The organism is Pseudomonas sp. Q11 (assembly GCF_024494355.1).
In the GTDB taxonomy this organism is placed as follows: Bacteria; Pseudomonadota; Gammaproteobacteria; order Pseudomonadales; family Pseudomonadaceae; genus Aquipseudomonas; species Aquipseudomonas hefeiensis.
In genome coordinates, this window is record NZ_JAKNQY010000003.1 from 257,824 (window position 1) to 282,627 (window position 24,804).

The window sequence follows — 24,804 nt, forward strand, 5'->3', positions numbered from 1 at the left end:
GTTTTTTTTCGCTTTGTTGCAAGCACGGGTTTTTCCCGGCACCTGGCGCCTTTTCATTCTTTGCCTGGATATCCAAAAGCCTTGATTCGTCTGCTGAAATTTTTCGGATGGTCCATCGTCGCCGTTTTCTGCGGACTGCTCCTGGGTCTGAGCGGTGCGTTTCTTTACCTTAGTCCGGGATTACCCTCCGTGGAGGCGCTGAGAAGTATTCAGTTGCAGATTCCCCTGCGGGTGTACAGCAGCGACGACAAGTTGATCGCAGAGTTTGGTGAAATGCGCCGCACGCCGATCCGTTTCGCCGACATTCCCCCCAATTTCATCAATGCGTTACTAAGTGCTGAAGACGATAACTTCGCCAATCACTACGGCGTCGATCCGGGCAGCCTGATGCGGGCCGCGAGCCAGTTGATCAAGAGTGGCCACATCCAATCCGGTGGCAGCACCATCACCATGCAGGTGGCGAAAAACTTCTTCCTGACCAGTGAACGCAGCTTTTCGCGCAAGACCACCGAGATCCTCCTGGCCCTGCAAATCGAGCGACAGCTGACCAAGGACGAAATCCTGGAGCTGTACGTCAACAAGATTTACCTGGGCAACCGCGCCTATGGCATCGAGGCAGCGGCACAGGTGTATTACGGCAAGTCGATCCGAGATGTGAGCCTGGCGCAGATGGCGATGATCGCCGGCCTGCCCAAGGCACCGTCTCGCTTCAATCCGCTGGCCAACCCGGCGCGCAGCAAGGAGCGTCGCGACTGGATCCTGGGCCGCATGTACAAGCTGGGCAAGATCAGCGAGGCCGACTACACCGCCGCGATCAACGAGCCACTGAACGCCAGTTACCACGTGCCGACCCCCGAGGTGAACGCGCCGTACATCGCCGAAATGGCCCGTGCCGAGATGGTCGGACGTTATGGCAGCGACGCCTACACCGAAGGTTTTCGCGTGATCACCACGGTGCCGAGCAACTTGCAGGAAATGGCCAACACCGCACTGCATGAGGGCCTGATCAGCTACGATCAGCGCCACGGCTACCGTGGGCCTGAATCGCGCCTGCCCGGCAAGACCAAAGAGGCCTGGGCGCAGGAATTGACCAAGCAGCGCACCATCAGCAGCCTGGAACCGGCGATCGTCACTCAGGTGGACAAGGACGGCATCCTGGTGCTGACCCGCAATGGCGAGCTGGAAGAGCATGTGAGCTGGGACACCATGAAATGGGCGCGCCCCTTCCTCAACACCAACAGCATGGGCGCCAACCCACGACAGCCGTCTGACGTCGCCCAGGTGGGTGATCTGATCCGGGTACAGCGCCAGCCGGACAACACCCTCAAGTTCAGCCAGATCCCGGCCGCCCAAGGCGCCCTGGTGTCTCTTGACCCGCGGGACGGTGCCATCCGGTCGCTGGTCGGCGGCTTCGCCTTCGAGCAGAGCAATTACAACCGTGCGATGCAGGCCAAGCGCCAGCCGGGTTCAAGCTTCAAGCCGTTCGTGTACAGCGCGGCCCTGGATAACGGTTACACCGCCGCCAGCCTAGTGAACGACGCACCGATCGTGTTTGTCGACGAATACCTGGACAAGGTCTGGCGCCCGAAGAACGACACCAATACCTTCCTGGGCCCGATCCGCATGCGCGAAGCGCTGTACAAGTCGCGTAATCTGGTGTCGATCCGCTTGCTGCAGGCGCTGGGCGTGGACCGCACCATCGACTACATCAGCAAGTTCGGCTTCAACAAGCAGGACCTGCCGCGCAACCTGTCGCTGGCCCTGGGCACCGCAACCCTGACCCCGATGGAAATCGCCACGGGCTGGAGCACGTTCGCCAATGGCGGATACAAAATCACCCCATACCTGATCGACAAAATCGAAAGCCGCAACGGCGACACGCTGTTCCTCGCCAACCCGCCACGGGTGCCTTCAGGCGAGCAAGCCAGCGACGGCGTCGCCGCACCGGCCAGCGAGGCGTTCACGGTAGAGGCGACACCGGGCGAAGCCACGACAGCGCCAGCCGTACCGCAAGCGCCGGTCATCGCTGAACGCATTATCGATGGCCGAACCACCTACATTCTCAACAGCATGCTGCAGGACGTGATCAAGCTCGGCACCGGCCGCCGCGCCCTGGCCCTGGGTCGTACCGATCTGGCCGGCAAGACCGGCACCACCAACGAATCCAAGGACGCCTGGTTCTCGGGCTATAACGGCGATTACGTCACCACCGTCTGGACCGGTTTCGACCAGCCTGAAAGCCTGGGCCGGCGCGAGTACGGGGGCACCGTGGCGCTGCCGATCTGGATGAGTTACATGGGCGCAGCCCTCAAGGACAAACCCCCACACACCCAACCGGAACCGGAAGGCATCCTCAGCCTGCGGGTCGACCCGGTCAGCGGCCGCGCAGCCACTCCAAGCACTCCGGGTGCGTATTTCGAACTGTTCAAGAGCGAAGACACCCCACCGTCGATCAACGAACTGGACAACGGCATCGTGCCAGGCAGCCCACTGCCGGCGGACGAAGCGGCGCCGATCGATCTGTTCTAGGAAAGCAGCGGTAAGCTTCAAGCTGCAGGCTTCAAGTTAAGGGCAAGAGCAAGAGCAGTACGCGCTGCTTTTAACTTGCCGCTTGAAGCTTGAAGCTTGAAGCCCATAAAAAAACCCTGGCTGTTCAGGCCAGGGTTTTTTATGGGCGGGCTGCCGTTAACCGTTAAACACGTCATCCACGCTCTTGAGCGGGTAGTTCTTCGGATACGGCAGGGTTGCCACGCCGGTCTCGATCGCAGCCTTGGCCACGGCGTCGGAGATCAGGGTAATCAAGCGGGCGTCCATTGGTTTCGGAATGATGTACTCACGACCGAATTCCAGCTTGATGCCACCGTAGGCATCGCACACTTCCTGAGGAACTGGCAGCTTGGCCAGTTCGCGCAGGGCGTTGGCGGCCGCGACTTTCATCTCTTCGTTGATGCGCTTGGCGCGAACGTCCAGGGCACCACGGAAAATGAACGGGAAGCCCAGTACGTTGTTGACCTGGTTCGGGTAGTCCGAACGGCCAGTGGCCATGATCACGTCGCCGCGAGTGGCGTGAGCCAGCTCCGGGGAAATTTCCGGATCAGGGTTCGAGCACGCAAACACGATCGGGTTCGGCGCCATGCGCAGCAGGTTTTCCGGGCTCAGCAGGTTCGGACCCGACAGCCCCACGAATACGTCGGCACCGTCCAGCGCGTCGGCCAGGGAGCGCCTCTCGGTGGGGTGGGCAAACACGGCCTTGTACTGGTTCAGGTCGTCACGGCCGGAGTGAATCACACCGGTACGGTCAACCATGAAGATGTTTTCGATCTTGGCGCCCATGCTCACCAGCAACTTCATGCAGGAGATGGCGGCAGCGCCGGCGCCCAAGCAGACGATCTTGGCTTGCGGCAGGGTTTTGCCAGCAATTTCCAGGGCATTGATCATGCCGGCCGCAGTCACGATCGCGGTGCCGTGCTGGTCGTCGTGGAACACTGGAATGTCGCACTGCTCAATCAGGGCGCGTTCGATCTCAAAGCACTCGGGTGCCTTGATGTCTTCCAGGTTGATGCCGCCGAAGGTAATGGAGATACGCTTGACGGTGTCGATGAAGGCTTGCGGGCTTTCGGAGTCGACTTCGATGTCGAACACGTCAATACCGGCGAAACGCTTGAACAAAACGCCCTTGCCTTCCATGACCGGCTTGGAGGCCAATGGGCCGAGGTTGCCCAGGCCGAGAATCGCGGTGCCGTCGGAAATGACTGCCACCAGGTTGCCCTTGCCGGTGTATTTGTAGGCCAGCTCAGGGTCGCGAGCGATTTCGCGTACTGGTTCGGCTACGCCGGGGCTGTAGGCCAGCGACAGATCGCGGGCAGTAGCGGTGGCCTTGGTGAGCTCGACACTCAGCTTCCCTGGACGAGGATTAGCGTGATATTCGAGAGCGGCAGTTTTCAGATCAGACATGTGGGCATTCCGCTTTTTACTGTGTTGGACAGACGGACCGCCGAGGATACGCGCCTCGCAAAGTCCCTACAAGACTGACCGGTCACCCCTGTCAAGCACGCCGCCCTACGACTTTGGGCCAAGAGCCACGAAACACAAGGGATAGATGCATACAATCCAGCCGAAAAATGTCTACGATTTTTCTCTTAAAGGTCCGCTTGCAGCATCGCAGGATCGGTCAGCGGCAACATCCATCGAGCCCGCCCGGCCTTGTTCCCGCCACGCCGGGCACGGTCGATGACCCAGCCCCGCGCCTCGATTTTCCGGCCCTTGAGCCGTTCAAGGGCCGAGGCGTCGAAGCGTCTCTGCACACCGGGCGCAATGTGCAAGACAACCGACCCCTGCAACTCAATCCAGATACCACCGCGATTGCGTTGCACGCTTTCTACACGCCCGCTCGTCAGCACGAAACCGGGCGCGTTGATCTGCCGCGCTTGTACGACGGGAGATTTTTTCCAGAGGCCGGATCCGGTTTGCCGCGCATGACGTTCGGCCACTTGCTGGCAACTGACCAGTTCGACGTTCGGCGCGACCGCCACCAGAAAACCCAGCCCTTCGGCAATCAACCGCTCCTCGAGGTTCTCGCCCTGGGCGTTGTAGACGTGGGCCAGCGTGCGACCGTAATCATCCCGGTCGTCCTTGCCAGGCAATACACCCACCCGACCATCGCTGGCAGCCACCAGGGCTTCGAGTCGCTGGCGCGCCGCCACGGCGAACGGTTCGTCGGCGCGGCCTCGCTTGCCCAGTTCAGGACTGTTCAGGCCGATCATCCGAATGCGTCGGCCATCCTCCAGGTACAAAGTATCGCCATCCACCACGCGTTGCACCGCCACCTGGGGCAGGTTGCCCGGCGAAGGACAGGAGGCTTGGGCACCACAGAACCAAATCGCAGACACAAAAAAGGCGCCCGCGAGGGACGCCTTTTTCATCAGTCTGGAACAGTCGAGACGACCATCCAAAATGATTAGCCTCAGGCCTTTGGAGCTGCTTTGCCAAAAGCACCGAAACGATCGGCGAACTTCTGAACGCGGCCGCCGGTATCCAGAGTCTTTTGCTTACCGGTGTAGAACGGGTGGCATTCGTTGCAAACGTCGATCGACAGGGCTTTGCCGTAGGTCGAACGAGTTTCGAACTTATTGCCGCAGCTGCAGGTCACGGCAATTTCTGGGTATTCCGGATGGATATCGGTTTTCATGGTGTTTTCCTCAGGCTAGCGTGCCGCCACCCAACACTATTGTTGAATACCGCACGTAATTAGGCCGCGGATTCTACCAGACAACATCAATCACGCAAGCTATGACTTGTACCAACCGTCTGCTAGGCTCCCCGCCTCATGCGCAAGCTCTTCTGTGGGAGCGAGCCTGCTCGCGATGGCGGTGGATCAACCGCATGGGTATTGGTTGACGCTCCGCCATCGCGAGCAGGCTCGCTCCCACAAGGGTTGTGCCAAGCCTTCTGAATTTGTCTGTATATCGAGACCCTCCCGCGTGCCCGACGCCATCCTGCGCCTCGCCCTGCCCTCGCCTCTGCGTCGCCTGTTCGACTACCGCGCCCCGGCGGGAGTCCTGCGTGAGCAGCTGCATCCGGGCATGCGCCTGCGGGTGCCGTTCGGCCGGCGGGAGATGATCGGGATTCTGGTGGAGGTCGCTGACCACAGCGAAGTCCCGGCCGACAAGCTGAAGCCGGCCCTGGCCCTGCTCGACGCAACGCCGCCGCTGCCCGCCTCGCTGTTCAAGCTCTGCCTGTGGACCTCCCAGTACTATCAGCACAGCCTCGGCGACACCCTGAGCTGGGCACTGCCGGTATTGTTGCGCCAGGGCGAACCGGCCGAGGCACGTCAGGAGCGGTTCTGGTCGGTGGCACCGGGCGCCTCGCTGGACGACCCGCGCATCGCCCGCGCCCCGCGTCAGCGTGAGGCCCTGGCAACCCTGGCCCAGCATCCCCACGGCGTGGCCCATCAGCTATTGAGCAAACTGATGCTCAGCAAGGACAGCCTGGACCTGCTGCTGGCCAAGGACCTGGTCCAGGTAGACATCCGCCGGCACGCCCCGGGCGCTCGCCATGAACATTGGCTGGCCCAACCGGAACTGCCGCTCAATGCCGAACAGCGGGCCGCTTGCGAGGCGATTCGCGCAGGTTTCGACAGCTATCACGCCTTTCTACTGGCCGGCGTCACCGGCAGCGGTAAGACCGAAGTCTATCTGCAACTGATCCGCCAGACCCTGGAAGCTGGCAAGCAGGCCCTGGTGCTGATTCCGGAAATCAACCTTGGGCCACAAACCCTGGCGCGCTTCGAACAACGCTTCAACGCGCGGATCGCCCTGGTGCATTCGGCGGTCAACGACCGTGAACGCCTGGAAGCCTGGCTCGCCGCCCGGGACGGTGAGGCCGACATCATCATCGGCACCCGCTCGGCCCTGTTCACACCGATGAAAAACCCCGGTCTGATTATCATCGACGAAGAACATGACGGCTCCTATAAACAGCAGGAAGGCCTGCGCTACCACGCCCGCGATCTGGCGCTGGTGCGGGCACGCCAGGAAAACATCCCCATTGTTCTCGGTTCGGCCACGCCATCCCTGGAAAGCCTGCACAACGCCTACACCGGCCGCTACGGGCTCCTGCGCCTGAACGAACGGGCCGGCGGCGCCAAGCAGCCACGGTTCCTGCGCCTGGATGTAAAAAGTCGTCCGCTGGACAGCGGCATTTCCGGTCCGATGCAACAAGCCATCGGCCAGACCCTGGCCGCCGGGCAACAGGTCTTGGTGTTCCTCAACCGCCGGGGTTTCGCCCCGACCCTGCTGTGCCATGACTGCGGCTGGATGTCGGGCTGCGAACGCTGCGACGCTCGAATGACTGTGCACCAACGCCACGGCGAGCTGCGCTGCCATCATTGCGGCCACGCCGAGCGAGTGCCGAGACACTGTCCGCAATGCGGCAAAGTGGACCTGCGCCCGGTGGGCGCCGGCACCGAACGCGCCGAAGAACGGCTGGGCATCCTGTTTCCCGATTACCCGGTACTGCGGGTCGATCGCGACAGCACATCGCGCAAGGACGCCATGAATCAGTTGTTCGCCACGATTCAGAAGGGCCAGCCATGCATCCTGGTGGGCACGCAGATGCTCGCCAAGGGGCATCACTTTCCCCGGGTCACGCTGGTGTCGATCCTTGATGCCGACGGCGGCCTGTTCTCCGGCGACTTCCGTGCCAGCGAGCGCATGGCACAGTTGATCGTCCAGGTCGCAGGCCGGGCCGGGCGAGCCGAGGAACCAGGCAAGGTGATTATCCAGACCCACCTGGCCGACCATCCGCTGCTGATACAGCTGACCGAACAAGGCTACTTCGCCTTCGCCGAGCAAGCCTTGAGCGAACGTCGCGGCGCTGGCCTGCCGCCGTTTGCTCACCTGGCGTTGTTGCGGGCCGAAGCCCATAAGCCGGGGCAGGCCGAAGCGTTCCTTGACGAAGCCTGCAGCGAAGCCGAGCGCTTGCTGGGGCAACAGAACCTCACCGGCATCGAACTCTTGGGCCCGGTACCGGCTCCGATGGAACGGCGGGCGGGGCGCTATAGGGCCCAACTTCTATTACAGGCCAATGCCCGGGCACCGTTGCATCGGCTATTAAGTGCCTGGCTGCTGGCGCTGGAGCAGATGCCCAGCGGACGGGCGGTGCGCTGGTCGCTGGATGTGGATCCGGTGGATTTGTACTGAATGTGAGATCGCCATCGCGAGCAGGCTCGCTCCCACATTGAAATGCAATTTCCTGTGGGAGCGAGCCTGCTCGCGATGGCGCCCGAATACTCACCACATATCCCCACCCGACCCGCTACAGTTGGCAAGCTTGCCTTCGCCACGGATAATGCCCAGTTTTTCCACCAGCGCATCGAAGCGCCGCCGCGCCTGCGGTTGAAAGAGAAGACCATGAAAGACACCATTCGCCAGCTCATCCAGCAAGCCATCACCCAACTCGTCACTGAAGGTGTGCTGCCAGAAGGCCTGTCGCCGGTGATTCAGGTCGAAAACACCCGTGACAAGACCCATGGCGACTTCGCCAGCAACATCGCGATGATGCTCGCCAAACCGGCCGGCATGAAACCGCGGGACCTGGCCGAAAAAATCATCGCCGCGCTGCCGGCCGACGAAAACGTCAGCAAGGCTGACATTGCCGGCCCCGGCTTCATCAACTTCTTCCAGAACACCCAGGCCCTGGCCTCACGCCTGGACGCGGCCCTGGCCGACGAACGCATCGGCGTGCGCAAGGCCGGCCCGTTGCAACGCACCGTGGTCGACCTTTCGGCCCCCAACCTCGCCAAGGAAATGCATGTTGGCCATCTGCGCTCGACCATCATTGGTGACGGCGTGGCCCGCGTACTGGAGTTTCTCGGCGACACGGTGATCCGCCAGAACCACGTCGGCGACTGGGGCACCCAGTTCGGCATGCTGATGGCCTATTTGCAGGAAAACCCGATCACCAGCGATGAGCTGTCGGACCTGGAGAACTTTTACCGCGCCGCCAAGCAACGCTTCGACGAGTCGCCCGAATTTGCCGACCGCGCCCGTGGCCTGGTGGTCAAGCTGCAGGCCGGCGATGCCGAGTGCCTGGCGCTGTGGAGCAAGTTCAAGGACATCTCCCTGTCCCACTGCCAGAAAATCTACGAGTTGCTGAACGTCAAACTGACCATGGCTGACGTGATGGGCGAAAGCGCCTACAACGATGACCTGATCAACGTGGTCAACGACCTCAAGGCCAAGGGCATGCTGGTGGAAAGCAACGGCGCCCAGTGCGTGTTCCTCGAGCAGTTCAAGACCGCTGACGGCGAGCCGCTGCCAGTGATCATCGTCAAGGCGGACGGCGGCTACCTCTACGCCACCACCGACCTGGCGGCCGTGCGCTACCGCAACAGCGTGCTCAAGGCGGACCGGGTCCTGTACTTTGTCGACCAGCGTCAGGCCCTGCACTTCCAGCAAGTGTTCGAAGTGGCGCGCCTGGCCGGTTTCGTGACCCATCCGATGGAGATGGAGCACATGGGCTTCGGCACCATGAACGGCGCCGACGGCCGTCCGTTCAAGACCCGCGACGGCGGCACGGTCAAGCTCATCGACCTGCTGACCGAAGCCCAGGACCGCGCCTACACCCTGGTCAAGGGCAAGAACCCGGACCTGGCCGAAGACGAACTGCGCCAGATCGCCAAGGTCGTGGGCATCGACGCGGTGAAGTACGCCGACCTGTCCAAGCACCGCACCAGCGACTACAGCTTCAACTTCGACCTGATGCTCAATTTCGAGGGCAACACCGCGCCGTACCTGCTGTACGCCTACACTCGCGTGGCCGGGGTGTTCCGCAAGCTGGGCAAACGCTTCGATGAGGTGGAAGGCCAGATTGTGCTTCAAGCCCCTCACGAACAGGAGCTGGCAGCCAGACTGGCGCAGTTCGGTGAAGTGCTGAACAACGTCGCTGACAAAGGCACCCCACACACCCTGTGCGCGTACCTGTACGATGTGGCCGGTCTGTTCTCCAGCTTCTACGAGAACTGCCCGATCCTCAACGCCGAAACGCCCGAGCAAATGCAGAGCCGCCTGCGCCTCGCCGCACTGACCGGGCGCACCCTCAAGCAAGGCCTGGAACTGCTGGGCCTGGAAACGCTGGAGCGCATGTAAGTTGGCCGCCAAGAAAAAACCTGCACCCAAACGTGGCGCCAGTCGTTACCAGCCTCCAGCCAAACAGCCGATTCCGGGCTGGTTGTGGATGGCCATCGGCCTGACCGTTGGCGCTTTCATTGTGTTTCTGATGAAACTGGAACCGGGCCAGGGCGATGACGTCAAGCGCGTGCGCCAAGAGCAGCAGAAGGCTACGCGCATCGCCGAGGCCAACAAGACCCCGCCGAGCCCGACGCAACCGGTCAAACCCAAATACGACTTCTATACCCTGCTGCCGGAATCGGAAGTCATCGTGCCGCCCGATGCCGTGCCGGAGAAAACCCTGCCGACGCCACAAGTGCCGCAGGTGCCCACCACACCGGTGACCCCGGCCGAAGCGGCGAAGATCGACACCGCCCGCGCCCAGGCTGCCCTGGCCGGCATCACGCCGCCACCGGCACCGCCGGTGCAGAAGGCCGCTCCGGTGACGAAGTTCTTCCTGCAGGCCGGCTCGTTCCGCAAGGAGGCCGACGCCGACAAGGTCCGGGCGCAGATCATTCTGCTGGGCCAGTCCGTGGCGGTGGAGTCCGGCAAGGTGAAGGAAGAAACCTGGTATCGGGTGCTGGTCGGCCCGTTCAGCAACCGCGAAGAACTGACAAAGGCCCAAAAACAACTGGCCGGCAGCGGTTTCAGCAACCTGTTGTTACAACAGCGCCAGAGCCGCTGATTTCTGCTGAAAACACCCGGTGCTGCGGGGCTTTTGTGGCGAGGAAGCTTGCTCCCGCTGGGCTGCGCCCTGTAGGAGCTGTCGAGCGGAGCGAGGCTGCGATCTTTTGATCTTGATCCTCCGCTTGTGACTCAATTATCTGGGAAAGATCGCAGCCTCGCTCCGCTCGACAGCTCCTACGCGCCTCGCACCACTCGTCCCCTCTCCCACCCCACGGTTGAAAAAACCCACGCCACCCCCATATGAGTTCCATCCGGGCATTTTCGCCCCGCTGCGTGGAGACTCGTCCCTTGACCACCATCGTTTCAGTCCGCCGTCATGGCAAAGTCGTCATGGGCGGCGACGGCCAGGTTTCACTAGGCAACACCGTGATGAAAGGCAACGCGAAGAAAGTCCGCCGCCTGTACCACGGCCAGGTCATCGCCGGCTTCGCTGGGGCCACTGCCGATGCTTTCACCCTGTTCGAACGTTTTGAAGGCCAGCTTGAGAAACATCAGGGCCACCTGGTGCGTGCCGCCGTGGAACTGGCCAAGGAATGGCGTACCGACCGTTCCCTGAGCCGCCTCGAAGCCATGCTCGCGGTCGCCAACAAGGATGCCTCGCTGATCATTACCGGCAACGGTGACGTCGTTGAACCCGAGGATGGCCTGATCGCCATGGGCTCCGGCGGTGCCTACGCCCAGGCTGCGGCCAGTGCCCTGTTGAAAAAGACCGATCTGTCGGCCCGCGAAATCGTCGAGACTGCCCTGGGCATCGCCGGCGACATCTGCGTCTTCACCAACCACACCCAGACCATTGAGGAGCAGGATCTCGCGGAATAAGCCTGGCCCTGTGCCACGGCTCATTCTTGCTTGAGGACCGCCAAATACTATGTCCATGACTCCCCGCGAAATCGTCCACGAACTCAACCGCCATATCATCGGCCAGGACGATGCCAAGCGCGCCGTCGCCATCGCCCTGCGTAACCGCTGGCGTCGGATGCAACTGCCCGAAGAGTTGCGCGTTGAAGTGACCCCCAAGAACATCCTGATGATCGGCCCGACCGGTGTCGGTAAAACCGAGATTGCCCGTCGCCTGGCCAAACTCGCCAACGCGCCGTTCATCAAGGTCGAAGCCACCAAGTTCACCGAAGTCGGTTATGTCGGCCGCGACGTCGAATCGATCATCCGTGACCTGGCCGATGCCGCCATCAAGTTGCTGCGCGAACAGGAAATCACCAAGGTCCGCCACCGTGCCGAAGATGCCGCCGAAGAGCGCATCCTCGATGCACTGCTGCCGCCGGCGCGCATGGGCTTCAACGCCGAGTCCGCTGCGACCCAGGATTCCAACACCCGACAGCTGTTCCGCAAGCGCCTGCGCGAAGGCCAGCTGGACGACAAGGAAATCGAGATCGAAGTGGCCGAAATGGCCGGCGTCGACATCTCCGCGCCGCCAGGCATGGAGGAAATGACCAATCAATTGCAAAGCCTGTTCGCCAACATGGGCAAGGGCAAGCGCAAGAACCGCAAGCTCAAGGTCAAGGAAGCGCTGAAACTGGTGCGCGATGAAGAAGCCAGCCGCCTGGTCAACGAAGAAGAGTTGAAAGCCAAGGCCCTGGAGGCCGTCGAGCAGCACGGCATTGTGTTCATCGACGAAATCGACAAGGTCGCCAAGCGCGGCAATGTCGGCGGCGCCGATGTGTCCCGCGAAGGCGTGCAACGCGACCTGCTGCCGCTGATCGAGGGCTGCACGGTCAATACCAAGCTGGGCATGGTCAAGACCGACCACATCCTGTTCATCGCCTCCGGGGCGTTCCACCTGAGCAAGCCCAGTGACCTGGTGCCCGAGCTGCAGGGTCGCCTGCCGATCCGTGTCGAGCTCAAGGCACTGACGCCGGAAGACTTCGAACGCATCCTGAGCGAGCCCCATGCGTCCCTGACCGAACAGTATTGTGCCCTGCTCAAGACCGAAGGCCTGAACATCGAGTTCGCGCCGGAAGGCATCAAGCGCCTGGCGCAGATCGCCTGGCAGGTCAACGAGAAGACCGAGAACATCGGCGCCCGACGCCTGCACACGCTGCTCGAGCGCCTGCTCGAAGAAGTCTCGTTCAGTGCGGGCGACCTGGCCAGCGCTCACGACGAAGCACCGATCCTCATCGATGCCGAGTACGTCAACAGCCACCTGGGTGAATTGGCAGAGAACGAAGACCTGTCGCGGTATATTCTCTAAGCCACAAGCCACAAGCTGCAAGCCTCAAGCTGGTCACCTCCAGCTTGTAGCTTGAAGCTTGTAACTTGTAAGCTGCCTCCATGACCAAACTCCCCAGCGCCATCAACCTGCACAAAGCCTCCAAGACCCTGACGCTCAAATACGCGCCGGACGAGGAGTATCACCTGCCCGCCGAATTCTTGCGGGTGCACTCGCCTTCCGCCGAGGTCCAGGGCCACGGCAAGCCGATCCTGCAATACGGGAAAATCGGCGTCGGCCTGACCAAGGTCGAGCCGGCCGGCCAGTACGCACTGAAACTGACCTTCGACGATGGCCACGACAGCGGACTGTTCACCTGGGACTACCTGTATCAGTTGGCGGTACGCCAGGAGGACCTGTGGAACGACTATCTTGCCGAACTCAAGGCGGCCGGTAAAACCCGCGACCCGAACGAGTCGGTCGTCAAGCTGATGCTCTAACTCAAGGGCTGGCGCTTTAGGGCGAATTTTCTAGACTCATCTGCTTGAATGCCCCCGCCGCAACGTCAATGACTGGCCTGCTTGCGAAAAAAATTAAACTCGGGTAACCAATGGAGCTGGCAAGTTCCCTGCAAAGGAATCAGCGAATTCCTTGCACACGTTTCCTCATTGCCTCGATGCGGAATTAACGGTCACCCGAGCAGCGTACCTGTTATTGGCTGTGGGCTTTCTGGCATGGCCCAGGTACTCGTCTGAAGGACAATGGAGCGTCGTAGATGAGCAACAAGAACAACGATGACCTGAAGTACCAGGCCTCGGAAAATACCCTGGGGTTGAATCCTGTCGTCGGCTTGCGCAGAAAAGATCTGCTGGCCTCTGCCCGAATGGTGCTGACCCAGGCCATCAAACAACCGCTGCACAGCGTCAAGCACGTCGCCCATTTCGGCGTCGAACTCAAGAACGTCCTGTTCGGCAGATCCGAACTGCAACCTGCGGGCGATGACCGTCGCTTCAACGACCCGGCCTGGAGCCAGAACCCGCTCTACAAACGTTATCTGCAAACCTACCTGGCGTGGCGCAAGGAGCTGCACGCCTGGATCGACGAGAGCAGCCTTTCGCCCCAGGACATCAGCCGCGGTCACTTCGTGATCAACCTGATGACCGAAGCCATGGCCCCGACCAATTCGGCAGCCAACCCGGCGGCGGTCAAACGTTTCTTCGAAACCGGCGGCAAGAGCCTGCTGGACGGCCTTTCGCATCTGGCCAAGGACCTGGTGCACAACGGCGGGATGCCGAGCCAGGTCGACATGGGCGCATTCGAAGTCGGCAAGAGCCTGGGCGTGACGGAAGGTGCCGTGGTATTTCGCAACGACGTACTGGAGTTGATCCAGTACCGGCCCATCACCGAACAGGTCCACGAGCGCCCATTGCTGGTGGTGCCGCCGCAGATCAACAAGTTCTATGTCTTTGACCTGAGCCCGGACAAGAGCCTGGCGCGCTTCTGCCTGCGCAGCAATGTGCAGACGTTCATCGTCAGCTGGCGCAACCCCACCAAGGAGCAGCGCGAGTGGGGCCTGTCGACGTACATCGAGGCGCTCAAGGAAGCGGTGGACGTCGTCACGGCCATCACCGGCAGCAAGGATGTGAACATGCTCGGTGCCTGCTCGGGCGGCATCACCTGCACCGCGCTGCTGGGGCACTACGCTGCCCTGGGCGAGAAAAAGGTCAATGCCCTGACCCTGCTGGTGAGCGTGCTCGACACCACCCTGGACACCGACGTGGCGCTGTTCGTCGACGAGCAGACCCTGGAAGCGGCCAAGCGGCACTCCTATCAGGCCGGTGTGCTCGAAGGTCGCGACATGGCCAAGGTCTTCGCCTGGATGCGCCCCAATGACCTGATCTGGAACTACTGGGTCAACAACTATATGCTGGGCAACGAACCGCCGGTGTTCGACATCCTGTTCTGGAACAACGACACCACCCGGCTGCCGGCAGCGTTCCATGGCGACCTCATCGAGATGTTCAAGAACAACCCGCTGATCCGGCCCAATGCACTGGAAGTGTGCGGCACGCCGATCGACCTCAAGCAGGTCACCGCCGACATCTTCTCCCTGGCCGGCACCAACGACCACATCACCCCGTGGAAGTCCTGCTACAAATCCGCACAACTGTTTGGCGGCAAGGTGGAATTCGTGCTGTCGAGCAGCGGGCACATCCAAAGCATCCTCAACCCGCCGGGCAACCCCAAGTCGCGCTACATGACCAGCGAGGACATGCCGGCCAAGGCCGAGGACTGGCAGGAGAACTCCACCAAGCACACCGACTCCTGGTGGCTGCATTGGCAGGCGTGGCAGGCAGAGCGCTCGGGCAAACTGAAAAAAGCACCGACGGCGCTGGGCAACAAGACTTATCCGGCGGGAGAAGCGGCGCCGGGCACGTATGTACATGAAAGATAGCTGCAAGTTACAAGCCTCAAGCTCCAAGCTGGCCTCGTGCAGCTTGAAGCTTGAAGCTTGAAACTGCTTTTTCTGCTTTTCTACCCCAGGGCTTGAAGCATGCCGCAACCGTACATCTTCCGTACCGTCGATCTGGATGGCCAGACCTTGCGCACCGCGGTACGTCCCGGCAAGCCTCATTTGACGCCCCTGCTGATTTTCAACGGCATCGGCGCCAACCTTGAGCTGGTGTTCCCGTTCATTGAGGCCCTGGACCCGGACCTGGAGGTCATCGCCTTTGACGTCCCCGGCGTAGGGGGCTCGTCGACGCCCAGCCGGCCGTATCGCTTTCCCGGCCTGGCAAAACTCACCGCGCGGATGCTCGACTATCTCGATTACGGGCAAGTCAACGTGATCGGCGTGTCCTGGGGCGGCGCCCTGGCCCAGCAGTTCGCTCATGACTACCCGGAGCGCTGCAAAAAGCTGGTGCTGGCGGCCACCGCTGCCGGAGCGGTGATGGTGCCGGGCAAACCGAAAGTGCTGTGGATGATGGCAAGTCCTCGACGCTATGTGCAGCCGTCCCACGTTATGCGCATCGCGCCACTGATCTACGGCGGCTCGTTCCGCCGTGACCCAAGCCTGGCGGCCAGTCACGCGGCCAAGGTTCGTTCGGCGGGCAAGCTGGGTTATTACTGGCAACTGTTCGCCGGCCTGGGCTGGACCAGCATCCACTGGCTGCACAAGATCCACCAGCCGACCCTGGTGCTGGCCGGCGACGACGATCCATTGATCCCGTTGATCAACATGCGCATGCTGGCCTGGCGCATCCCCAACGCCCAATTGCACATCATCGACGATGGCCATCTGTTCCTGATTACCCGGGCCGAGGCTGTGGCGCCGATCATCATGAAGTTTCTGGAGGAAGAACGTCAGCGCGCGGTCATGCACCCGCATCCCGCGCCGCTGGGTGGCGGCTGACACCGTCCAAAAGCGCCTGGCAGGACGCCGGACCGCGCAACTGCCCGAAACAGCGACTATGTTGTCTGCTTCGGTGTGTTTGTTTTTAGCCTGATGACGAAGGAGTTGACTCATGCGCGACAAACCGGCGAAGGGTTCCATGCCCGCCCCTGCCAACTTCATCAACGCACAAAGCGCGGTCACCGGCCTGCGGGGCAGGGACCTGCTTTCCACGCTGCGCAGTGTTGCCGCACACAGCTTGCGCAACCCGGTGCACAGCGCCCGGCATGCGTTGAAGTTGGGCAGCCAGTTGGGCCGCGTGCTGCTAGGGGAAACCCTGCACCCCACCAACCCCAACGACAAGCGCTTCGCCGACCCCACCTGGGAGCTCAATCCGTTCTACCGCCGTAGCCTGCAGGCCTACCTGAGCTGGCAGAAACAGATGAAGAGCTGGATCGACGAATGCGACATGAGCCCCGATGACCGTGCCCGGGCTCACTTCGCTTTCGCCCTGCTCAATGATGCCGTATCGCCTTCCAATACCCTGCTCAACCCGCTGGCGGTCAAAGAGCTGTTCAATTCCGGCGGTACCAGCCTGATTCGTGGCATCAGCCATCTGGTGGACGACCTGCTGCACAACGACGGGCTGCCGCGGCAAGTCACGCCCCATGCCTTCGAAGTCGGCAAGACCCTGGCGACCACGCCGGGCGCGGTGGTGTTTCGCAACGAAATGCTCGAGCTGATCCAGTACAAGTCCATGAGCGAAAAGCAATACGCCAAGCCATTGCTGATCGTGCCGCCGCAGATCAACAAGTTCTACATCTTCGACCTGAGCCCTTCCAACAGCTTCGTCCAGTACGCCCTTAAAAACGGTTTGCAGGTGTTCATCATCAGTTGGCGCAACCCCGATGTACGTCACCGCGAATGGGGCCTGTCCAGCTATGTCGAAGCGACGGAAGAAGCGATGAATGTCTGCCGGGCGATCACCGGTGCCCGCGAGGTCAACCTGATGGGGGCTTGCGCCGGCGGCATGACCATCGCCGCCCTGCAAGGCCATCTGCAAGCCAAGCGCCAACTGCGCCGGGTTGCCAGCGCCACTTACCTGGTGAGCCTGCTGGACAGCCAGATGGAGAGCCCGGCCACGCTGTTCACTGACGAGCAGACCCTGGAGGCCGCCAAGCGCCGTTCCTACCAGAAAGGCATCCTCGATGGCCGCGACATGGCCCGGGTGTTTGCCTGGATGCGCCCCAATGACCTGATCTGGACTTATTTCATCAATAACTACCTGCTGGGCAAGGAGCCACCAGCGTTCGACATCCTCTACTGGAACAACGACTGCACCCGACTGCCGGCGGCCTACCATGGCGATCTGTTGGACTTCTTCAAGCACAACCCCCTGACCCACCCCGGCGGCCTGGAAGTGTGCGGCACACCGATCGACCTGCACAAAGTGACGGTGGACAGCTTCAGCGTGGCGGGCATCAATGACCACATCACGCCTTGGGATGCGGTTTATCGCTCCACGTTGCTGCTGGGTGGCGAACGACGCTTCGTACTGTCCAACAGCGGCCACGTCCAGAGCATCCTCAACCCGCCAGGCAACCCCAAGGCCAATTACGTCGAAAACCCAAAACTGAGCAGCGACCCGCGAGCCTGGTATTACGACGCCAAGCACGTCGAAGGCAGTTGGTGGACCCAATGGCTGGGCTGGGTCCAGGAGCGCTCCGGCGCCCAGCGCGAAACACAAATGACCCTGGGCAACGCGAACTACCCGCCCCTGGACGCGGCGCCGGGGACCTATGTGCGCGTGCGCTAGGGGCGCACTCCACGGCCAGGCGCTGGCCCGTGGCACAACTTCCATCACTAAGAAGACCGGATGAAAACCCGCGACCGCATTCTTGAATGCGCCCTGCAGTTGTTCAATGAGAAGGGCGAACCGAACGTTTCCACCATGGAAGTCGCCAACGAAATGGGCATCAGCCCAGGCAACCTCTATTACCACTTTCATGGCAAGGAGCCCCTGATCCTCGGGCTGTTCGAGCGCTTCCAGGGCGAGCTGGCACCGCTGCTGGACCCACCGGCAGATGTACAACTGGCGCCGGAGGACTATTGGCTGTTCCTGCACCTGATCGTCGAACGGCTGGCTCAATACCGGTTTCTGTTCCAGGACCTGTCGAACCTGGCCGGACGCCTGCCGAAATTGGCCAAGGGCATCCGCCAGTTGCTCAACGCCCTGAAACGCACCCTGGCCTCGCTGTTGGCGCAACTCAAGGCCCAGGGGATGCTGGTCAGCGATACCCAGGCATTGGGGCAACTGGTGGAACAGATCACCATGACCCTGCTGTTCTCGCTGGACTATCAGCGCATCCTCGACCGCGAGGGTGAGGTTCGACTGGTGGTCTATCAGGTCATGATGCTGGTAGCGCCGCATCTGCCGCCGGCGGCTAAGGTTGCGACCGAGCAACTGGCGTTGCGGTACCTGGAAGAGCACGACTAACGACCAGCAGAGGAAGATCCCTTGTGGGAGCGAGCCTGCTCGCGATGGCGGACGCACATCCAACATCAATGTGGCTGACACACCGCTATCGCGAGCAGGCTCGCTCCCACATTGTTTTCTGGGTGATTCCAATATTTGCATCACCACCAGCCCCCTGTGGAAGCAAGCCCGCTTCTGCGGTGCATTCAAATGCATACGCATAAAAAAACCCGACCTTCACAGGCCGGGCGTTTTTGTTTGCCCTGGATATCAGGACTGGGTGGTAGGCGTCGATGGAGCCGGCGCAGCGGTCGGGGTAACCGCCGGAGTCGGAGCCGAAGCGGAGTTCGCGGGGCTCGTCGGGGCGGCCGGTTTGGCGGCAGCAGTCGGCGCCTTCGGTGCGGCAGCTTTTGGCGCGGCCGGTTTTTTCACCGCAGGCTTTTTCGCCGCAGCGGGTTTGGCCGCCGCTTTTGCCGCAGGCTTGGCAGCAGGTTTGGCGGCCGCGGTTTTGGCAGCCGGCTTGGCCGCTGCTTTGGTCGCGGGTTTGGCTGCTACCGGCTTGGCCGCTGCCTTGGCGGCAGGTTTGGCGGCTGCGGTTTTCGCCGCCGGTTTGGCCGCTGCTTTTGCCGCAGGTTTAGCCGCGGGTTTTGCCGCGGCCTTGACCAATGGCTTGGCGGCCGTCTTGGTGGCAGGCTTGGCTGCCGCAGTCTTCGCTGCCACTGGCGCGACCTTGGCGCCGGTGAGTTTTTCGATCTGCTTGGTCAGGGTGTCGACCTTGCTGTGCAGCGCCTTGACTTCATTGCGGCTCGGCACGCCCAAGCGAGAGATCGCACTGTTCAGGCGCTTGTCGAAAGCCCCTTCCAGTTCGTCCCATTTGCCCATCGCCCGATCCTTCACGCCGCCCATTCGCGACTTGGCGGACTCGGCAGAGTCCTTGGCAGCATCGACCTGTTTGCCGACCGCCGTCTTGGTGAGTTTTTCGGCCTTCTCGCCGTCCTTAACCAGGGACTCGAAGAGTTTGCTGCCGTCAGTGTCAATCTTCGAGTACACGCCTAAACCAGCAAGCCAGATTTTGCGGGAGTATTTTTCAATCTTCCCGGCCCACGAGCTGCCTTCTTTTTCGGTGATTTTTTTGCCAGCCATCCCGTTCTCCTTAATGTTTACGCGCGACACGTTCAAGCAATGCCGTCAGCTCATCGAGCTTAGCAGAGAGTGTCTCAACGTCATGTTTAGACGGAATGCCGATACGATTCAAGGCACTTGCAACACGGGCGTCGAAGACCTTCTCGACTTTATCGAGTTGTACTTCAACCCGGGCCTTGAACGTGTTGACGTCAGTCTTGGCTTCAATCAGTTCGCTGTTGGCCGCTTCAAGTTTTCCGGCAATGTTCTTTTTGCCTTTGGTTTCAATAACTTCACCAGCTTTTACCAACTCCTGGAAGTACTCGCTGCCTTCCTGGCCGACCTTGGTGTAGGCGCCCAGGCCAGCCAGCCAGATCTTGCGCGCGTACGTTTTCACGTCGCTGAGCGTGGAAGATTCAACGTCGGTTTTTTTCTTCAAAATAACTTTGGCCATGGTGCACCTCACTCGATAACAGGTTTGAGGAACTGCCCGTACACGGTCGGGCTCAGGCACAAAGTAGTGACAATAATTAGAAACGGCACCCTAACTACTGCCACAGAATCCGAGGTGATGACTTCCCCTGTGGGAGCGAGCCTGCTCGCGATGGCGATAGACCGGCAACATTGATGTTGAATGACACGCCGCTATCGCGAGCAGGCTCGCTCCCACAGGTGAATGAGTGATGAACTTGAGTCATCTCTTCAATCAAGCCAATGCTTTATCCAACGCCTTTTCAATTTCCGTCTTGATCGTGCCGCTCATGGCCGACATCAACATGCCCAGCTCGACATCGACGCGGATCGAGTCTTCGCCCACATGCACCTCGCCTTTGACCCCGGAGCGCTTGAGCTTCAGCGTGTCGCCCGACCACTGCGGCTCCAGGCCATAGCTGTCGGACAGCTTCTGCGCCAACTGGTCGGCTTTCGCGCGGGCCGCTTCCTTGCCCAGGCCGTGGGCACGCTCAACTGTTATACGGGCCATCTGATGACTCCTGTTTTATCGGGACTTGCCTGCACGTTTCTGACCCTGGCTGCGTCAAAACGTCCCGGCGGTTGCTCATCTTACCTTCAGGCTTGCCAAGACAAAGCCCTCCGCCGGGATTAGAATGTCCCGCATTCTTTTTTGGTGACAGCGATATGACTGATCAGCGCAAAGGCAGCGATGCCGAACCCACCACTCACTTCGGCTTCAAGAACGTGCCGGAAAGCCAGAAGGCGGAAAAAGTCGCTGAGGTTTTCCACTCGGTAGCCGCCAAATATGACTTGATGAACGACCTGCTCTCGGGCGGCATGCACCGTCTGTGGAAGCGTTTCGCGATCGAGCTGTCGGGTGTGCGCAGCGGTAATCGTGTGCTGGACATCGCCGGTGGCACGGGCGATCTGACGAAGAAGTTCTCCCACATTGTCGGCCCGACCGGTCAGGTGGTGCTCGCCGACATCAACGAATCCATGCTCAAGGTCGGTCGTGACCGACTGCTGGACCTGGGTGTGGCCGGCAATGTCGAGTTCGTCCAGGCCGACGCCGAGAAGCTGCCCTTCCCCGACAACCATTTCGACTGCGTCACCATCGCCTTCGGCCTGCGCAACGTCACCCATAAGGAAGACGCCCTGCGCTCGATGCTACGAGTACTCAAGCCCGGCGGCCGCCTGCTGGTGCTGGAATTCTCCAAGCCGACCAACAGGCTGATGTCCAAGGCCTACGACGCTTACTCGTTCGCCTTCATGCCACTGATGGGCAAGCTGATCACCAATGACTCGGAAAGCTATCGCTACCTGGCCGAATCGATCCGCATGCACCCGGACCAGGAAACCCTGAAGTCGATGATGGTCGAGGCCGGTTTCGACCGCGTGACCTACCACAACATGACGTCGGGCATCGTGGCCCTGCACCGCGGTATCAAGCCCTGATGCTGCTCACCGGCCTGCTCGCCAGCGTCGAACTCGGCGTCAATCGCGTCCTGCGACTGGACAGTACGGCGCTTGCGCGCCTGGCGCACTTGAGCGGCAAGGTGATTGCCGTGGACTGCCGCAGCCCGGCGTTGCAGCTGTTCATCCTGCCCAGCGACGAAGGCCTGATGCTCGCCGCACATTGGGAAGCCGAGGCACACTGCACCCTGCGCGCCCCGGCATCGAGCCTGATGAACCTGGCCCTGAGCAAGGACAAGACCGCCGTGTTGCACGGCCCTGAGGTGGAACTCGACGGCGACAGCGGCGTGCTGCTGGAGCTGGCGGCGATTCTCCAGGACCTGGAGCTGGACTGGGAATATGAAGTGTCCCGCTGGCTCGGCCCGGTGGGCACTCAGCTACTCAGTGGCCATCTGCGCAGCCGCACCCGCTGGTATCGCCAAGGCTTCGCCAGCCTGGGGCAAAATCTGAGTGAATACCTGGCCGAGGAATCGCGTACTCTCGTAGGCCAACGCGAAGCGCAAGCCCGCTTTAATGAACTGGACCAGATCAAACTTGACCTGGAACGTCTCGAGGCGCGTTTCGAGCGCCTTTCCCGCTCCCTTGAAACCAAGCGATAACGCATGAAGCTGCTTGCCGTCCGCCGTTTGTTGCGCATCCAGCGCGTCGTGATCCGCTATCGCCTCGATGACCTGCTGTTCGCCCTGCCGCTGCCCTGGTTTTTACTGGCGCTGCGCTTCGTGCTGCCGTGGCGCTGGTTTCCCCGGCGAACGCTGGACTTGAGTCGCGGTGCACGCCTGCGCCTGGCCTTGCAGGACCTGGGACCGATCTTCATCAAGTTCGGACAGATCCTCTCGACCCGTCGCGACCTGCTGCCCGAAGACATCGCCGATGAATTGATGATGCTTCAAGACCGCGTCCCGCCGTTCGATTCGAAGGTGTCGGTGGCCCTGATCGAAGAGCAACTGGGCAAGAAGATCAGCGAAATTTTCAGCCGTTTCGACGTCGAACCGTTGGCCTCGGCCTCCGTGGCCCAGGTTCACGCCGCGCAGCTCAAAAGCGGCGAAGAAGTGGTGGTGAAAGTTATCCGCCCGGGTCTCAAGCCGATCATTGCCCAGGACCTGGCGTGGCTGTTCATCCTCGCCCGGGCCGCCGAGCGGCTGTCGGCCGATGCACGCCTGTTGCACCCGGTTGACGTGGTCCAGGACTACGAAAAAACCATCTACGACGAACTCGACCTGCTACGCGAGGCCGCCAACGCCAGCCAGCTGCGCCGTAACTTCGAAGGCTCGCCGCTGCTCTACGTGCCGCAAGTCTATTGGGACTGGTGTCGTCCAAAAGTGTTGGTGATGGAGCGCATCTATGGCATCCAGGTGACCGACCTGGCAACCCTGGCCGACCAGCGCACCGACATGAAACTGCTGGCCGAGCGCGGCGTAGAGATTTTCTTCACCCAAGTGTTCCGCGACAGCTTCTTCCACGCCGACATGCACCCGGGCAACATCTTCGTCAGTACCGTGCAGCCATGGAGCCCGCAATACATTGCCATCGACTGCGGCATCGTCGGCAGCCTGACCCCCGAAGACCAGGACTATCTGGCCCGCAACCTGTTCGCCTTCTTCAAGCGCGACTACCGCCGCGTCGCGCAACTGCACATCGATTCGGGCTGGGTGCCGGCCGAGACCAAACTCAACGAATTCGAAGCGGCGATCCGCACCGTATGCGAACCGATCTTCGAAAAACCGTTAAAAGATATTTCATTCGGCCAGGTGCTGATGCGCCTGTTCCAGACCGCGCGTCGCTTCAACATGGAGGTTCAGCCACAGCTGGTACTGTTGCAGAAAACCTTGCTGAACATCGAAGGCCTCGGTCGCCAGCTATACCCGGACCTGGACCTGTGGAACACCGCCCAACCGTTCCTCGAACGCTGGATGCGCGAGCGCGTGAGCCCCAAGACCCTGCTGGGCAACGTACAGAGCCAGTTCGAGCAGATCCCGCACTTGGCCAACATGACCCGCGACCTGCTCGAACGCATGTCCCAACCCCACGCCCACGACCCCGCGCCGCCGTGGAAAGAGCGCGGGGACGACTGGTTCATGCGCCTGCTCGGCGCCGCTCACCTGGGTGGCGGTGCGGTACTGGCGAGCGGGGGCCCGTTGAGCCAGCTGGGTCACTGGCCCGCCGGCATCATGGTCATCGTTGGTTTGTATCTGGTCGTTCGTCGATAGCAGGAATCAGCTGCAAGCGATAAGCTGCAAGCCGCAAGTTCATGGGTTGAACCTATCAACACAACACAGAATTGCTTTTACTTGCAGCTTGAAGCTCAAAGCTTGCCGCTGCCCCAGGACCCAAGATGAAAAACTGGCAGGACGAGATCAAATGGGACGCTGACGGCCTGGTGCCAGCCATCGCCCAGGATCACAAGACCGGGCGCGTGCTGATGATGGCCTGGATGAACCGCGAAGCGCTGGCACTGACCGCCGCCGAGAACCGCGCCATTTATTGGTCACGTTCCCGTGGCAAGCTGTGGCGCAAGGGTGAAGAGTCCGGACACGTGCAGCACCTGCACCAGATGCGCCTGGACTGCGACGGCGACGTCATCATCCTGATGGTCGAGCAGGTCGGTGAGATAGCCTGCCACACCGGCCGTCAAAGCTGCTTCTATCGCGTCTTCGAGAACGGCGACTGGAAAACCGTCGACCCGGTGCTCAAGGACCCGCATGCCATTTATTCAGGACATACCCATGAGTGACACCCTGACCCGCCTGGCCCAGGTGCTGGAAGAGCGCAAAGGCGCCGCGGCCGACAGCTCCTATGTCGCCAGCCTGTACCACAAGGGTTTGAACAAGATTCTGGAAAAGGTCGGTGAAGAGTCGGTCGAGACCATCATCGCCGCCAAGGACGCCGCCATCAGCGGTGACTGCAGCGACGTGATCTACGAGACCGCCGACCTGTGGTTCCATAGCCTGGTCATGCTTGCCCAACTGGGGCAGCACCCGCAGGCTGTATTGGATGAACTGGACCGTCGCTTCGGTCTGTCCGGACACGTCGAGAAAGCCTCGCGTCCGTCCGCCTGATCAACTTACAAGAGGAATAGCCACATGGGTATTTTTGACTGGAAACACTGGGTCGTCATTCTGGTGGTCGTGGTCCTGGTGTTCGGCACCAAGAAACTCAAGAACCTGGGCACTGACGTTGGCGAGTCGATCAAGGGCTTTCGCAAGGCCATGAACGACGACGAAAAACCGGCCGACCCGGCAGCAACGCCCGCTCAACCGGCGCAGCCGACCCAACCGGTACACCCACAGGCCACTCAACCTGTGAATGCCCCGCACACCATCGATGTGCAGGCACAGAAAGTCGAAGAGCCGACCCGCAAAGACTCGTGAGC

The 24,804-nt window shown here is 61.2% G+C and carries 22 protein-coding genes and 1 pseudogene; 17 read left to right on the plus strand and 6 right to left on the minus strand.

Going from position 1 to position 24,804, the window contains the following annotated elements:
- The first annotated feature begins 84 nt into the window (after positions 1-84).
- Complete coding sequence (locus tag MA884_RS05305) at positions 85-2,529, plus strand: penicillin-binding protein 1A (RefSeq protein WP_256229490.1); 2,445 nt, start codon at positions 85-87, stop codon at positions 2,527-2,529.
- Between the two features lie 156 nt (positions 2,530-2,685).
- On the opposite strand, the gene MA884_RS05310 is transcribed toward MA884_RS05305, so the two are convergent.
- The 3 genes from MA884_RS05310 to rpmE all read right to left on the minus strand — a co-directional run bounded on the left by MA884_RS05310 (position 2,686) and on the right by rpmE (position 5,188).
- The gene (locus MA884_RS05310; protein ID WP_256229402.1) at positions 2,686-3,954 is read right to left on the minus strand and encodes a malic enzyme-like NAD(P)-binding protein; all 1,269 of its coding nucleotides are present in this window, start codon (positions 3,952-3,954) and stop codon (positions 2,686-2,688) included.
- Between the two features lie 185 nt (positions 3,955-4,139).
- A complete protein-coding gene (locus MA884_RS05315) occupies positions 4,140-4,922 on the minus strand; it encodes a thermonuclease family protein (RefSeq protein ID WP_256229403.1) in 783 nt (260 codons plus the stop codon).
- A gap of 41 nt (positions 4,923-4,963) precedes the next feature.
- Positions 4,964-5,188, minus strand: coding sequence for a 50S ribosomal protein L31 (gene rpmE / locus MA884_RS05320; RefSeq protein WP_256229404.1), 225 nt, complete (start codon positions 5,186-5,188; stop codon positions 4,964-4,966).
- A gap of 292 nt (positions 5,189-5,480) precedes the next feature.
- Here rpmE and MA884_RS05325 point away from each other — a divergent pair, with 292 nt between their 5' ends.
- From MA884_RS05325 to MA884_RS05370, 10 genes are all read left to right on the plus strand, one after another.
- Positions 5,481-7,700 carry a primosomal protein N' gene (locus MA884_RS05325; protein ID WP_256229405.1) on the plus strand — a complete coding sequence of 740 codons (2,220 nt, stop codon included), beginning with the start codon at positions 5,481-5,483 and terminating at the stop codon, positions 7,698-7,700.
- A 210-nt stretch (positions 7,701-7,910) separates the two neighbouring features.
- Positions 7,911-9,647 (plus strand): arginine--tRNA ligase, encoded by a 1,737-nt coding sequence (argS, locus tag MA884_RS05330; protein WP_256229407.1) that lies wholly within the window; start codon positions 7,911-7,913, stop codon positions 9,645-9,647.
- Between the two features lies 1 nt (position 9,648).
- Positions 9,649-10,353 carry an SPOR domain-containing protein gene (locus tag MA884_RS05335; protein ID WP_256229408.1) on the plus strand — a complete coding sequence of 235 codons (705 nt, stop codon included), beginning with the start codon at positions 9,649-9,651 and terminating at the stop codon, positions 10,351-10,353.
- A gap of 290 nt (positions 10,354-10,643) precedes the next feature.
- Complete coding sequence (gene hslV, locus MA884_RS05340; protein WP_003186641.1) at positions 10,644-11,174, plus strand: ATP-dependent protease subunit HslV; 531 nt, start codon at positions 10,644-10,646, stop codon at positions 11,172-11,174.
- Positions 11,175-11,223: 49 nt separating this feature from the next.
- The gene (gene hslU, locus MA884_RS05345; protein WP_256229409.1) at positions 11,224-12,561 is read left to right on the plus strand and encodes an ATP-dependent protease ATPase subunit HslU; all 1,338 of its coding nucleotides are present in this window, start codon (positions 11,224-11,226) and stop codon (positions 12,559-12,561) included.
- 80 nt (positions 12,562-12,641) lie between these two features.
- Positions 12,642-13,019 carry a gamma-butyrobetaine hydroxylase-like domain-containing protein gene (locus MA884_RS05350; protein WP_047225977.1) on the plus strand — a complete coding sequence of 126 codons (378 nt, stop codon included), beginning with the start codon at positions 12,642-12,644 and terminating at the stop codon, positions 13,017-13,019.
- A gap of 275 nt (positions 13,020-13,294) precedes the next feature.
- Positions 13,295-14,974 carry a class II poly(R)-hydroxyalkanoic acid synthase gene (gene phaC, locus MA884_RS05355; RefSeq protein WP_256229410.1) on the plus strand — a complete coding sequence of 560 codons (1,680 nt, stop codon included), beginning with the start codon at positions 13,295-13,297 and terminating at the stop codon, positions 14,972-14,974.
- Positions 14,975-15,073: 99 nt separating this feature from the next.
- Positions 15,074-15,931 carry a poly(3-hydroxyalkanoate) depolymerase gene (gene phaZ, locus MA884_RS05360; protein ID WP_210642463.1) on the plus strand — a complete coding sequence of 286 codons (858 nt, stop codon included), beginning with the start codon at positions 15,074-15,076 and terminating at the stop codon, positions 15,929-15,931.
- A 112-nt stretch (positions 15,932-16,043) separates the two neighbouring features.
- A complete protein-coding gene (phaC, locus tag MA884_RS05365; RefSeq protein WP_256229411.1) occupies positions 16,044-17,726 on the plus strand; it encodes a class II poly(R)-hydroxyalkanoic acid synthase in 1,683 nt (560 codons plus the stop codon).
- Between the two features lie 60 nt (positions 17,727-17,786).
- Positions 17,787-18,407, plus strand: coding sequence for a TetR/AcrR family transcriptional regulator (locus MA884_RS05370; protein WP_256229412.1), 621 nt, complete (start codon positions 17,787-17,789; stop codon positions 18,405-18,407).
- Positions 18,408-18,656: 249 nt separating this feature from the next.
- Here the strand turns inward: MA884_RS05370 and MA884_RS05375 are convergent, their stop codons facing one another.
- The 3 genes from MA884_RS05375 to MA884_RS05385 form a co-directional block, all read right to left on the minus strand.
- Positions 18,657-19,529 (minus strand): phasin family protein, encoded by an 873-nt coding sequence (locus MA884_RS05375; RefSeq protein ID WP_256229413.1) that lies wholly within the window; start codon positions 19,527-19,529, stop codon positions 18,657-18,659.
- A 10-nt stretch (positions 19,530-19,539) separates the two neighbouring features.
- Positions 19,540-19,962, minus strand: coding sequence for a phasin family protein (locus MA884_RS05380; protein ID WP_047225983.1), 423 nt, complete (start codon positions 19,960-19,962; stop codon positions 19,540-19,542).
- Positions 19,963-20,214: 252 nt separating this feature from the next.
- Positions 20,215-20,490 (minus strand): polyhydroxyalkanoic acid system family protein, encoded by a 276-nt coding sequence (locus MA884_RS05385; protein ID WP_076383012.1) that lies wholly within the window; start codon positions 20,488-20,490, stop codon positions 20,215-20,217.
- A gap of 155 nt (positions 20,491-20,645) precedes the next feature.
- On the opposite strand from MA884_RS05385, the gene ubiE reads away from it, so the two are divergent.
- From ubiE to MA884_RS05415, 6 genes and pseudogenes are all read left to right on the plus strand, one after another.
- On the plus strand, positions 20,646-21,416 hold the full coding sequence (gene ubiE / locus MA884_RS05390) for a bifunctional demethylmenaquinone methyltransferase/2-methoxy-6-polyprenyl-1,4-benzoquinol methylase UbiE (RefSeq protein ID WP_256229415.1): 771 nt from the start codon (positions 20,646-20,648) through the stop codon (positions 21,414-21,416).
- Positions 21,416-22,040, plus strand: a pseudogene (locus MA884_RS05395) (SCP2 domain-containing protein). Before ubiE ends, MA884_RS05395 begins: the two are co-directional and overlap by 1 nt.
- Positions 22,037-23,641 carry a ubiquinone biosynthesis regulatory protein kinase UbiB gene (ubiB, locus tag MA884_RS05400; RefSeq protein WP_256229416.1) on the plus strand — a complete coding sequence of 535 codons (1,605 nt, stop codon included), beginning with the start codon at positions 22,037-22,039 and terminating at the stop codon, positions 23,639-23,641. Before MA884_RS05395 ends, ubiB begins: the two are co-directional and overlap by 4 nt.
- Before the next feature lie 125 nt (positions 23,642-23,766).
- Entirely contained in the window at positions 23,767-24,165 is a 399-nt protein-coding gene (gene hisI, locus MA884_RS05405) for a phosphoribosyl-AMP cyclohydrolase (RefSeq protein WP_256229418.1), read from the plus strand.
- Complete coding sequence (locus MA884_RS05410) at positions 24,158-24,490, plus strand: phosphoribosyl-ATP diphosphatase (protein WP_003186671.1); 333 nt, start codon at positions 24,158-24,160, stop codon at positions 24,488-24,490. Before hisI ends, MA884_RS05410 begins: the two co-directional genes overlap by 8 nt.
- Before the next feature lie 24 nt (positions 24,491-24,514).
- Entirely contained in the window at positions 24,515-24,802 is a 288-nt protein-coding gene (locus MA884_RS05415) for a twin-arginine translocase TatA/TatE family subunit (RefSeq protein ID WP_256229419.1), read from the plus strand.
- The last annotated feature ends 2 nt before the right edge of the window (positions 24,803-24,804 follow it).